Raw genomic sequence first — 12,247 nt, 5'->3', positions numbered from 1 at the left:
CTTTCGATTTTAGTTTCATTGCTTGAGGGGGGGGTGACGTTGCGTTGATCTTCCCGCATCAACACCCGAAACCCTAGAACTCATTCTCAGTAATTTTTAAGATGCGTTTGCCCTGCCGAAAACTCCCAGCCGTTAGTGCCTTGACCTGTGAAGAAGTTAGACTGCAACTGCTGGTTTTTAGCACCTGTTGCCCCATCAGCAAACTGAGTCGGCAGAAAATTGATCGATTGGTAAAGGGTTGAGAGTGTGCCAGGGTGAACCGTGCTGGCAAGACAAGCGACGGGATAATCTCGGTCTTTAGCCGCGTGATAAACGGCAGTCGTCTGCACCGCAGATAGATTATCTCTGAGAGTGCGGCGCTGCAAGTCTAGATGCTTTAAGTTCTTCGTTGCATCTGCTGCATTTGCTTGACTGATTGGATAAGGCGCGATCGTCGGAGGATAGAGCGGATCACCTTCTCGTTCGTCATCTGGGGCAATATTGCCTGATGTTTGAACCTCCACATAATCAGGGTTGGTAGTTCCCCCATTGGGTGTCACCCAAGTATTGAGATTTCCCAGTTCTAGCCTTTCGCCGACGAGAATTCGCAAACCGTTGAATCTGGCTCGACGCTCCCAGTAGCCGTCTAGACCCACCCCACTTCCAGTGCTTCCTACACTATTATCATCCTGCGTCAAAATTAGAGTTTCGCTGGTTGAAGGGATCGGTTTACCCATGTCTCCAGATGGCACAAGCCTGTCAGTGTCACCTGTCCCATATTTGGGTTTAGGACCCCAGCGATCGTCGGCTCGATATAAATCATCGACGTAAGGCTTGTCTTGACTCTTGGAACTGATGCGCTCGGCTAATCCTGGATCTTTAAGATTCTTCCAGTCGTCTACGTCTGCTGGTTTTCTGGTTGCTACACGATACTGATATTTGTCTTCAGTCAGGATAAGTTTTGGGTCGATCGAGACATCATAAGGGCCGAGCGTAGTGCCCTTAGTAGAGTCAGTGCCACTGTTTAGCTCTACTTTCCTAGGAGTGGTGTCATAGATATAGATGTTAGCTTTACCGTCGGTTTTATTGTCTCCTATCCTGCCTGCAACAACCGTGCCTTTAAAGTCAGGCGTATCGGTGACTGTGATTCCAGAGTTCTCGGCAGGGTTGAATAGACAGGATGCAGGAGCGCTAATCAAGTGGGCAGTGAAGTTGCTACCACCGAGCATCATGCTGCCTTCAGTGTGCATTGCCCCGTTCCAGTTGAAGGGCGGGTTTGGAAAAACTTCTAAATCATTACGGAACCAGGCTCCCCACTTGTTGCCTCGGTTAAGCTGACGGTCTTGATGAAACTCCAACGTCACCGCCGTTGAGTTTGCCGCGTCTGGGATGACCATCGCATCCACCTGAAAATTTTTCCGAAGAATCGAAGTATTGCCCCCTCGATCTTCAAACCAGCCGCCTTCAGTGCCTCCAGCCCCAGAGCCACATTGAACGGCGCTTGACTCTTTACTGAGCGGACCGTGCCGAACCCACAACTTCTGCGCTTTCTGAGAGTCTGTTTTTTTAAGTAAAAGTTCTTGAGGGTTTGCGGTTCCTTCGGTAGGGTTGCTAAAGATAACGGAGTAAATGACGGTTGCATCTGGCGTTCCGTTTCCGTCTGTATCTGTGCGGAATGACCAAGCATTATCGGCTCCGCCACCGTTTAAGTCTACTCGCTGTTCGTCGGGCAGCGAGTAGACATCGATCGACTTGCCATCTTTATCTTTAGCTGCTGACAGCCGTGGGAGTGCGGCTCCTGGAGAGTCTTCATTTAGCAACATTGACAGCAGACGACCCTCGCTAGGCACACCGCCAGGGTAGCGATTGTCCTTGGTGGCATCAAACAGAAACTCTAGCTTAGAGCGGGCCCGATCGATCGCCGGAGTCGCAGCGTTATAAATGATCCGCTGCTGATTTTCCCCGATCACCTGAGCGTTGCGATTATAAGCCCGATAAGTCAGCGCGCCTACGGTGAGCGTGACCACCAAAATCAGCAAAACGGTCGTCGGCAAGACAAAGCCAGAGTTGGCGAGTCTAGTCCCTCGATTTTTCTTTAATGCACTTCGGAGCAGCCAATTAACTAGCCCCTTGGTCACAGTTTGCTGAAGCCTCTTAAGGGCATGGAAGAAACCCTGAATTGCCTTGACGAGTTTGCGATTTGACATAGCTGCTGTTTTTGCAGAAAAAGTGCGAGTTCAGAAATTCAGTCTTTGATTAGTCGAGGGGCGATCGCAGAAAATTCGGGTTTACGATCGTAGAACTTACATGAGTCCTAGCTTATCCATGGTCAGGCATTGACCCACTATCTAGTCAATCGATGGTCAGGAGAGTTTATCAAAACTCTATATATCGTTGGCTGATCTTTCTACTATCTTGATAAATCGAGGCGATCGTCAACCGCAAACCTACGGGCTCGACTTGTCGATCGGTTCAGAGCGACCAGGACAAGTTCTACAGCTTTTGAAATTACGGACGAAAGATTACGGACACATGAGTTTGAGGTGAGTGAATACCGTTAATTGGCAGGTTCTACTTTGCAAAGATCATACAAGCACTGAATTTGTTTTTTAAAGTTTCTGTGAGGTTGGATGGAACAATATTACCCACCTTGCTTGAAAGAGCCATCATTGCACTAAAAATATTCTAATAGATGAATTCAAAAAGAATTTAGGCAAACAAGGAAATGAAATGGTCGTAGGGGTAGCGCCCCCGTGCCTACCCTCCCCAAACCGTGCCTACCCCTGACGGAGGGCAACCCCGGGGGGATTGCCCCTACCCAACTTGTCGCGGCGTTCAGCAATGGCAGAATTTATAAACACAACAAAACTGGGGTGATCACACATAAATCACCCCAGCCGCATTAAAATAAAACAATTTATTTTTTATAGCCGACTTAAATCGAGTCCAGCTTCTTTAGCAAAAGCACTGAGGCTCTTGAGTTCTAAAGTTTTGATTGCCTTGGTGGAAAGCCGCAACCTTACCCAGCGTTTGCCTTCTGCCCACCAAACTCTCTTCCACTGCAAATTGACTTCCTGCAATTTTTTGGTGCGACGGTGAGAGTGGGAGACGGCCATGCCGTTATTTGCCTTTTTTCCCGTCAGTTGACATTTACGTGACATATTAGCGTCTCCGAATTCTTTGATGCGATTTCATACAGTCCTCTATTGTATACACACTGGGCGCTTATTCAAGAAGAAAAGCTAAGACACTGCCGCAGTCAGCGCTCGATCGACCGATTGCAGGGCCCGATCGACTTCTTCACTTGTGACAATCAACGGCGGCACAAAGCGCAACACCTTCGGGCCCGCAGGCACCAAGAGAACGCCTTCATTCATTGCCGATTTGACGATATCACCAGAAGTGAGCACCACATCCGCCACTAGCTCCATGCCGTTGATCAAGCCCCAGCCGCGCACCTCATCCACCAGCATCGGAAACTTTTCGGCGAGTTTTTGCAAACCTGCCCGAAGTTGTTCGCCCCGATCGCGCACATTTTCTAAAATGTTGTCTTGCTCTAACGTGTGGCAAACCGCTAAAGCCACTGCACAAGCAAAGGGGTTGCCGCCAAACGTACTGGCGTGATCCCCAGGCTTAAAGACATTGCAGAACGACTTGCAGAGCAGCGCCCCGATCGGAATGCCCCCCCCTAACCCTTTGGCGGAGGTGAAGACATCTGGCTCAATGCCTAGATTCTCGTAGCCCCAGAGATGACCCGTCCGACCCATGCCCACTTGCACTTCGTCCATCATCAAAAGAATGCCAGTTTCGTCACAAATCTCACGAACGCGCTGAAAATAGGCAATATCTCCTGGACGTACGCCGCCTTCTCCTTGAAGACCTTCTAGCAAAATGGCTGCAACTTGACGCTGATCGCGATCGAGATCCGCAATGGTGGCTTCTAGGGCTGCAATGTCGTTGTAGGGCACATAGTGAAAGCCAGAAACCAACGGCGTAAAGCCCTGATGATATTTAGGCTGTCCGGTCGCGGTGATGGTGGCGAGGGTTCGTCCGTGAAAGCTGGCATGAGCCGTTAAAATGATTGGGTTCTCAATGTCGAGAACGGTGTGGGCATACTTTCGAGCTAGCTTGATTGCGCCTTCATTGGCCTCTGCGCCAGAGTTGCAGAAAAAAGCTCGATCGGCGCAAGAATGCTCGACCAGCCACTTTGCAAGTTCGCCCTGCTGCGGAATGTAGTAGAGATTAGAGACGTGGTGTAAGGTTTGAATTTGCTGAGTCACCGCCGCCACCATTGCCGGGTGAGCGTGACCCAGTGTGCAGGTCGCGATTCCGGCAACAAAATCGAGATATTCGCGCCCCTGGTCATCCCACACTCGACAGCCCGACCCTCGCTCTAACGTTAAGGGAAAACGCCCGTAGGTGGTCATCACATAATCATCAAACTCAGCCTGGCTATAGGGTGCGGCGAGTGGAGCAATTGTGGAGGGGCTAACGAGGGTTTCTGGACTCACAGATTTAATCCTTAAACGCGAGGTGGAATTGGGTCGAAATGGGAAGCGTGATCTGAGTTCTCATTAATAGAACCTTTGTTCAGTTTAGTTGAAGAAACTGACAAGCGGGGCACGGTTTGTGGGGAATTGATGACGTTTGAGGAGTTGCGGATTGATGATACAAATACTTGCGTTGGTAGGGGGCGATCAGGGGCATTTTGCCGAACTGGTAACCGTTTTAATTATTTTGCTGTTGGTGGCAACGATCGTGGCCCTACTATCTCGTCGGCTGCGGGTGCCTTATGTGAGTGGACTAGTTCTAGCAGGATTGGCGATCTCAGAAGTGCTGCCCCGTCGCATCGGACTAGATTCTTCCCTGATCATTAATTTGTTTCTGCCAATTCTGTTATTTGAGGCATCGATTAACACAGACATCAGCCGATTACGAAGTACTCTCAAGCCGATTTTGCTGTTGGCGGGCCCTGGCGTTGTGATTTCTTGCGCTGTAACGGCGCTCTGTCTAAAGTTTGGGCTGGGTTTAGCTTGGGTGCCAGCGTTATTGGTCGGCGTGATTTTGGCGATTACAGACACGGTTTCTGTGATTGCCATCTTTAAAGAAATCTCGGTTCCGTCGCGGCTGATCACGATCGTAGAAGGAGAAAGCCTTTTTAATGACGGGATCGCATTGGTGCTGTTTAGCCTGATTCTCAAGTTTTATAGCACTGGGTCAGTCACGATCGGTGCAGGCTTAAAGGAACTGGTGATCGTCATTGTGGGCGGTCTGATCGTGGGATTGGTGCTGGGATATTTGGGGATCGGGCTGTATGTGCGATCGGAAGACGACCCTCTCAGCAGTATTTTGTTGACTGTAGCGATCGCCCTGAGCGCCTTTCAGATTGGTCAATTTTTGGGGGTTTCAGGGGTCGTTGCGGTCGTGGTTGCAGGTTTAGTGATTGGTAATTTAGAGCTTTCTCGCAGTGTCTCCGCCTCTAGCCGCATCACGGTTTTGAGCTTTTGGGAATATGCAGGATTTGGCGTAAACACGTTTATCTTTTTGCTGATTGGGCTAGAAATCAATCTCTCGACATTAGGAAAGACACTGCCTGCGGTTTTACTCGCAGTTTTGGCTTACCAAACGGGGCGGTTTCTCTCGGTTTATCCTTTACTTGCAGTCGTAGGGAAGTTCGATCGCACCATTCCTTTTCGGTGGCAGCACGTTCTTTTCTTGGGCAACATCAAAGGGTCGCTGTCAATGGCGCTTGCCTTGAGTTTGCCTATAAGTCTGGCGGGGCGAGAAGAACTAATCGCGATCGTGTTTGGAACTGTGCTGTTATCCCTCGTCGGTCAAGGGGTCAGTCTTCCCTGGCTCATCGGACGGTTGAAACTGTCTCACACTTCAGAGTCGCAGCAGTGGATTGAAGGATTGCAATCTCAACTAATGACTGCGAAAGCCGCGCAGGATGAGTTAGACACGCTGCTGAAAGGAGGCGTTTTGCCCAAATCGATTTATGAAGAAATGCGATCGAGCTATCAAATTCGAGTTGCGTCTGCGGAGCGATCGCTGCGAGACTTTTATAATCGCCGCTCAGACAAGCAAACCAGCATCAATCATTCTCACTTTGAGGCAGTGCGTCGCCGATTGCTGTTAGCCGAAAAAAATGCCCTCAACGATGCCCTCCGTAAGCGAATTTTGTCTGAGGAAGTTGTTCGATCGCGCTTAAAAGCCATTGATGAGAAGCTATTGGCACTAGAAGACGACTAATCAAGCGTGAATTCTCAAGCGTGAATTCGATGAAGCTTTTCGCTACGGTTGCAAATCCGGGCTGCCCCCTAAATCCCCCAAACTTGGGGGACTTTGAACCCAAATTCCGGGCTTAAAGTCCCCCAGAATTGGGGGATTTAGGGGGCTGAAGCGCTGAAGAACGAAGCGAACTGACGTTAATCAAACACACTTTTGAATGAAATCAATCATCTGATGCATGACTCCTGGCTTTGTGGCGATTAGCACCGTCGATTCTGGCTCTAAAACGGTGCTTCCGTTGGGGATCGCTAAATCCATGTGAGCGTGAGGCTGATAGCCGATAATCAGTGAACCGCTAGGAAACTTAGGATCTTGAGCCACTTCGGCAACACTTCGCCCCACAACATTGCAGTTTGCAGAAATCGATAGCTTGACGACTTCAATCTGACCTTGCTCAAAATGCATCATTGATTCCACTTCGGGATATTCAATCACGTTGACCATCGTGGAGACGGCAAGCTCGATCGCGTTAATCACATGAGTCGCACCCGCAAACCGATAAGGTTCGGCAAAATCTCGATGGCGCATTCGCACGACAATATGCGGCACTCCATAGTGGTTGGCAAGCGTCACCATTGCCAGGTTCAGCGCATCGTCTCGCAACACCGCAGCCAGCGCATCTGCCTTGCGAATTCCGGCTTCTATGAGAATCTCGGTGCTGACAGCGCTACCTTCAAAAGCAATCACCCCTAGCTGTTCACGAGCATAGCGACAGGCAGCAGGGTTAATATCGATGATCGCAACGGTGTGCCCTAAATCGACTAATCGCTGTGCCAAATTGAGTCCGATTAGCCCTGCACCCCCAATCAATACATACATAGCGATCGCTCCAAAAGTTCTCTCTGTCCTTCTTATAGGCTAAGGAAGATTTAGAAAATTGGTGCGTTATCTAGTTCAACTTCAGGGCGCTTGCCGGAACGTCTTCCCAGGAAGTGACCGTGCGAATGCGGGCAACCCAGCCTTCTGACTTTTGAATGGCGGTGAGATTTTCTTCAAAAGCTGCGTGACATTCTTGGGCCTGAGTTTCGTCACAGCAGGCGATGCAGGCATAGAGAAGTCCTGACGGATCGACTTGTTCATTGACCCAAATAGCCACGATCGTTGCCTCGCTTTCCATTAGATCCCTGCTCTCGTTTTACAAGACTGGGGACACTTTGCCAATAGCCACAGTGTTTTAATCATTCTGTTGCGCCATCGCGGTCAAAGCATCACCTGTGACTCGACACGTCCGCCAATCGGGAAGAACGGTCGCTCCCATGCGCTGATAGAATCCGATCGCAGGTTCGTTCCAATCTAAAACGCTCCACTCTAAACGCCCACAGCCACGATCGACCGCTAACTGAGCCAGATAAGTCAGCAAGGCTCTGCCAATTCCCTGATCTCGATATTCAGGCAAAACGAATAAGTCTTCTAAATAGATGCCTGGTTTTGTCAAAAACGTTGAGTAGTTGTGAAAGAAAAGCGCAAAACCCACGACCTGTTCTGTATGTTCGGCGACGATCGTCTCTATATAGGGTCGAACACCAAACAAATGATCGGCAAGCTGATCTGGGCTTCCTGTAACCGCATCTGATAATTTCTCATACTCCGCCAGTGCTTGAATTAAAGAAAATAGTGCGGGAACATCAGCAGGCGTTGCGAATCGAATGGTGAGTGGAGAATTCATAGCGAAATTTGAACTTCAGACTTTAGATTCTAGATTGAACTTCAACCCAAAACCCAAAACCCAAAGTCCAAATTGATTAAATTGCGGAGTTTTGTCTAGCCCAGCCAGCCTTTTAGTCGTTCTGCGATTTGAGGTCGCCGCAGCTTCCGCATCGCCTTGCTTTGAATTTGTCGCACCCGTTCGCGAGACAAGTTAAAGATGCCGCCGACTTCTTCTAAGGTGCAAGGTTTGCTAGTCGTCAGACCATAGCGCAAAGAAATGATGTCTTTCTCGCGCTGAGTCAGCACATTTCCCAAAACCTCCCAGATTTCTTGACGCAGCATGGTTTCGGTCATCTGCGATTCGGGTGATTGGGTGTCTCCATCTTCTAGCAAGTCCATTAGTTCGGTGTCTTCGCCCTTGCCGACTCGGTGATTGAGCGATAAGGATTGGCGACGCACCTGCTGAAGATGCTGTAGCTGCTCGACGTTCAGTTCTAACGACTCTGCAAGTTCTGCCTCGGTTGGATTGCGATTTAGCTCTCGCTTGAGATCGCGGTGTGCTTTCTTGAGCTTATTGAGCTTTTCAACAATGTGAATTGGGAGGCGAATTGTGCGGGCATCGTTGGCGATCGTGCGCGTGATTCCCTGCCGAATCCACCAATAAGCATAGGTCGAAAACTTATATCCTTTATCAGGATCAAACTTCTCAGTGGCCCGGTTTAGCCCCAGCGCCCCTTCTTGAATCAGATCTAGAAACGGCACGCCGCGATTGAGATATCGTTTAGCGATCGAGACCACGAGACGCAAGTTTGATCGAATCATCTTCCGCTTGGCGACTCGGCTGCGGTGTAGGCGGTGTTCTAACTGACGCTCATTCAGCCCAATTTTGGCGGCTAACTCAATTTTCGTAGGAATGCGCCCCAATTCTTGATAAACCTGGCGGTGCAGTTCCTCCATTTCGACTAGATATTGCACTCGTCGAGCCAGTTCTACTTCCTCATCAGGCTTAAGGAGGGGATAGCGCGCCATTTCTTTAAAGAATGCTCCGACCGCATCATCGGCGATCGTTTTGCTATAGCCTGCCGATCGTGCCGTAGCGATCTGATCGACTTCAGCTTCATCGATAGACTGCTCGACATCTGCCATTTCGGCGGCGACATCTTCCAGCCCTTCGAGATCAGGTTCTTCTAGCTCAACAATAGGGGCACCTTCAAGGTCGGCATCTGGAGCTAGTTGCAGGGAGTCAACTGAATCTAAATCAGCAACGTCTATTGCAAAATCTAATTCACGATCGGAGAGAATTCCTGTGTTAGAACTCTTGCTTTGTTCGTTCATATGAATACAGTATCGAGGTAGTTTTACTCAACGCGTCTGAAGGAGAAAGCTCAACAAAAATCGCAGGGATTTTATGATTTTTACGAGCAAAATTAGAGATGACTACAGAACCTAGGGTTGCCTAGTCAGAGGTCGTTCAGGTCGGTTGACCTATGGCTATGAAAGAAAAATACTTTAATTAGACCTTTATAGAATCGGTCTTCAATGCCCTCCCCATCGAGTATTCTTGACAAGTTTTTATGGATGATTTGATTGCAGACCGATCAGTCTATTGGAAATTAGTAACCTCATTCAAATTGAAGAATTCTGCTGTTAGGAAATCTTCAATAGTTCCGATCGGTAAAAGCAGTTCCGCATGGTTTTGAGTTTAGTTAGATCCTAGCGGTAGCAACAAAACTTTCCGTAAGCCTTGAAACAAAATGCGTCGGAAACTTGCTCTGTGCTCCTTGGACTGCTCTTACAGACTCCCACACCCGATCGGGTTTGCATCTCTATCGATAGTGAGAAAGTTGATCGCAATTTTTTGCATTTGTCTGCTAATCTTATTCAGCCCAGAGCGATCAAGCTTTTCCGTCTGTTTTTTCTCAGGCTAAAATCGATGAATAAGTTCAATTGAACTAGTTAAAAATCGAGTTTGTGTCCTGAGTTACCAAGCGTTGAGATCCGCGATCGTCTGTTAATTCGTCAAGATTCTTACGCCTAAAGCATTTTGATATGTTTGAGTCTTTGTCTAGCGCTGTAATTGCTTCTGTTGCTGAACCATCGGCAACCTACTCGATCGAGCCGCCACAAAATCGTTGGGTTGAGGTGCTAGTTGATTGTCCGGGTGCTCAAGGGTTTTACACTTATAAGCTGCCGATCGACCTGCAAGTTCAGACGGGTGACATATTAAGTGTGCCGTTTGGGACACAACAAGTCGGTGCGATCGCGATTCGCTTTCTCGATGCGCTGCCGCTAGATCTTGACCCTAAGCAAATTCGAGAAGTCGAAGCGATCGTCAGCGCTGGTTTTTTTCCATCGTCTTATTGGAGTTTGCTGAGTCGGGTCGCGCATTATTACCACACTTCTTTAATGCAAGTGGTGAAAGTTGCGCTGCCGCCGGGATTGCTGACGCGATCGCAGCGTCGAATCCGATTACAAAAACAAACCATTCCCGATGCTTTCCTTACCGCCTCGGCTCAACAAATTCTCGACGTACTCAGAGCCAGCAAAACAGGTGATTATTCGTGGCAGTTTGTGCAACGACAGGTGCAAAACGCCAATCGAGGGCTGCAAGAACTTCTGAAACGGCAGCTTGTCGAAAGTTATTTAGAACCTCCTAAAACTGTTCGCCCTAAAGCAAAACAGGCTGTGACGCTGGTGAAGACTGAGTTTTTGCCAGATTTAACCGATCGTCAGCGCGAGATTCTAGAGATGCTCAAGCGTCAGGGCGGTGAAACCTGGCTCAACGAACTGCTGCAAATGAGTCACACCAGTTCAGCCATGCTCAAAAAGTTAGAGAGCAAAGGCTATGTGGTGATCCAGCTTCGAGAGGTGCTGCGGGCAGAGCAGGGCGGCACGACACAAGCAGATATCTCTCGTAACTTAACGCCTGAGCAAGCCGATGCTTTGGCGCAAATTCGTCAGCAGTCTGAATTTACTCAAGTTTTGCTGCATGGCGTAACTGGCTCAGGCAAAACCGAAGTCTATCTACAAGCGATCGCGCCCATTTTAGAGTGTGGTCAGTCTGCTTTGGTGCTGGTGCCAGAGATTGGATTAACGCCCCAGTTAACCGATCGTTTTCGGGCCCGGTTTGGCGATCGAGTCTGCGTCTATCACAGCGCTCTCTCAGAAGGCGAACGCTACGATACTTGGCGACAGATGTTGAGCGGTAGCCCACAAGTGGCGATCGGGACGCGATCGGCAATTTTTGCCCCACTGCCCCACTTGGGTCTGATCGTCCTCGATGAAGAACACGATTCCAGCTTTAAACAAGACCAGCCAGCCCCGTGTTATCACGCTCGCACAGTAGCTCAATGGCGCGCCGAGTTAGAAAACTGTCCTTTGATTTTAGGTTCAGCAACGCCCTCTTTAGAATCTTGGGTAGCTGCAAAGGATGAAAAAAGAGAACCTCATCCCTCGCTCTATTTGTCTCTTCCTAAACGGGTTTACGATCGTCCCATGCCTGCGATCGAAATCGTCGATATGCGACAAGAACTGCGCGATCGCAATGGCTCGATTTTTAGTCGATCGCTCCAGTCTGCGCTGCGGCAACTCAAAGAGCGGGGTCAGCAAGGCTTATTGTTTATTCATCGACGAGGACACAGCACTTTTGTCTCTTGCCGCAGTTGTGGCTATGTGATGGAGTGCCCTCACTGCGATGTGTCTCTGTCTTATCACCACACTCACGCTGACGCAAAACCGCTTTTGCGCTGTCATTACTGCAACCACGCTCAGTCTCAACCGTCTCACTGTCCGGCATGTGAGTCTCCTTATTTCAAACAGTTTGGCAGCGGCACTCAGCGAGTCACCGAAGAATTAACGCGGCAGTTTCCTGACTTGAGCGTGATTCGGTTTGATAGTGATACCACTCGGGCAAAAGGCGCTCACCGATCGCTACTCACCAATTTTGCTCAAGGCGGTGCAGATTTGCTGGTCGGAACGCAGATGCTCACTAAAGGCATCGATCTGCCTCAAGTCACTCTAGTAGGCATCATTGCAGCAGATGGGTTATTGAATCTACAAGATTTTCGAGCCAGTGAACGTGCCTTTCAAACCCTCGTTCAAGTTTCGGGGCGGGCAGGGCGAGGCGACGAACTAGGACGAGTCATTCTGCAAACCTACGCACCAGAACATCCTGTGATTGAGGCGGTCAAACGTCAGGCTTATGAGCCATTTGTGGCTGCCGAGCTTGAGCAGCGAGAGGCGCTTAACTATCCGCCTTATGGACGGTTGATCTTGCTGCGGTTGAGCGGAGTCAACCCCGTGGCGGTGCAGAAAGCCGCAGAACGAGTGG

General features: G+C 49.4%; 9 protein-coding genes. 2 read left to right on the top strand and 7 right to left on the bottom strand.

The genetic code is table 11. From position 1 onward, the window contains the following. Positions 1-86 precede the first annotated feature (86 nt). From BRW63_RS23100 to BRW63_RS23090, 3 genes are all read right to left on the bottom strand, one after another. On the bottom strand, positions 87-2,186 hold the full coding sequence (locus BRW63_RS23100; RefSeq protein ID WP_073074737.1) for a hypothetical protein: 2,100 nt from the start codon (positions 2,184-2,186) through the stop codon (positions 87-89). A gap of 717 nt (positions 2,187-2,903) precedes the next feature. Further along, entirely contained in the window at positions 2,904-3,140 is a 237-nt protein-coding gene (gene rpmB, locus BRW63_RS23095) for a 50S ribosomal protein L28 (protein ID WP_073074736.1), read from the bottom strand. An 81-nt stretch (positions 3,141-3,221) separates the two neighbouring features. After that, positions 3,222-4,490, bottom strand: coding sequence for an aspartate aminotransferase family protein (locus tag BRW63_RS23090; protein ID WP_073074735.1), 1,269 nt, complete (start codon positions 4,488-4,490; stop codon positions 3,222-3,224). 154 nt (positions 4,491-4,644) lie between these two features. Between BRW63_RS23090 and BRW63_RS23085 the strand changes: the two genes are divergently transcribed. Continuing rightward, positions 4,645-6,231, top strand: coding sequence for a cation:proton antiporter (locus BRW63_RS23085; RefSeq protein ID WP_073074734.1), 1,587 nt, complete (start codon positions 4,645-4,647; stop codon positions 6,229-6,231). Between the two features lie 180 nt (positions 6,232-6,411). Here the strand turns inward: BRW63_RS23085 and BRW63_RS23080 are convergent, their stop codons facing one another. The 4 genes from BRW63_RS23080 to BRW63_RS23065 form a co-directional block, all read right to left on the bottom strand. Next, a complete protein-coding gene (locus BRW63_RS23080) occupies positions 6,412-7,089 on the bottom strand; it encodes a potassium channel family protein (protein ID WP_073074733.1) in 678 nt (225 codons plus the stop codon). 70 nt (positions 7,090-7,159) lie between these two features. Continuing rightward, positions 7,160-7,387, bottom strand: a complete 228-nt coding sequence (locus tag BRW63_RS23075) for a glycogen debranching protein (RefSeq protein ID WP_219898695.1) — start codon at positions 7,385-7,387, stop codon at positions 7,160-7,162. 57 nt (positions 7,388-7,444) lie between these two features. Next, positions 7,445-7,936, bottom strand: a complete 492-nt coding sequence (locus BRW63_RS23070) for a GNAT family N-acetyltransferase (protein ID WP_073074732.1) — start codon at positions 7,934-7,936, stop codon at positions 7,445-7,447. 95 nt (positions 7,937-8,031) lie between these two features. Then, positions 8,032-9,252, bottom strand: coding sequence for an RNA polymerase sigma factor, RpoD/SigA family (locus BRW63_RS23065; RefSeq protein WP_083583195.1), 1,221 nt, complete (start codon positions 9,250-9,252; stop codon positions 8,032-8,034). A 714-nt stretch (positions 9,253-9,966) separates the two neighbouring features. Between BRW63_RS23065 and priA the strand changes: the two genes are divergently transcribed. Continuing rightward, a partial coding sequence (gene priA / locus BRW63_RS23060) for a primosomal protein N' (RefSeq protein WP_073074731.1) occupies positions 9,967-12,247 on the top strand: 2,281 nt, incomplete at its 3' end.

It is taken from the genome of Phormidesmis priestleyi ULC007 (genome assembly GCF_001895925.1).
Classification (GTDB): domain Bacteria; phylum Cyanobacteriota; class Cyanobacteriia; order Leptolyngbyales; family Leptolyngbyaceae; genus Phormidesmis_A; species Phormidesmis_A priestleyi_A.
This window is presented reverse-complemented; position numbering and strand designations above follow the sequence as displayed.

Bases quoted from the DNA above. Each gene is read 5' to 3' on its own strand.
- BRW63_RS23100 (WP_073074737.1), bottom strand. From the start codon at position 2,186: ATGTCAAATCGCAAACTCGTCAAGGCAATTCAGGGTTTCTTCCATGCC.
- rpmB (WP_073074736.1), bottom strand. From the start codon at position 3,140: ATGTCACGTAAATGTCAACTGACGGGAAAAAAGGCAAATAACGGCATG.
- BRW63_RS23085 (WP_073074734.1), top strand. From the start codon at position 4,645: ATGATACAAATACTTGCGTTGGTAGGGGGCGATCAGGGGCATTTTGCC.
- BRW63_RS23080 (WP_073074733.1), bottom strand. From the start codon at position 7,089: ATGTATGTATTGATTGGGGGTGCAGGGCTAATCGGACTCAATTTGGCA.
- BRW63_RS23075 (WP_219898695.1), bottom strand. From the start codon at position 7,387: ATGGAAAGCGAGGCAACGATCGTGGCTATTTGGGTCAATGAACAAGTC.
- BRW63_RS23070 (WP_073074732.1), bottom strand. From the start codon at position 7,936: ATGAATTCTCCACTCACCATTCGATTCGCAACGCCTGCTGATGTTCCC.
- BRW63_RS23065 (WP_083583195.1), bottom strand. From the start codon at position 9,252: ATGAACGAACAAAGCAAGAGTTCTAACACAGGAATTCTCTCCGATCGT.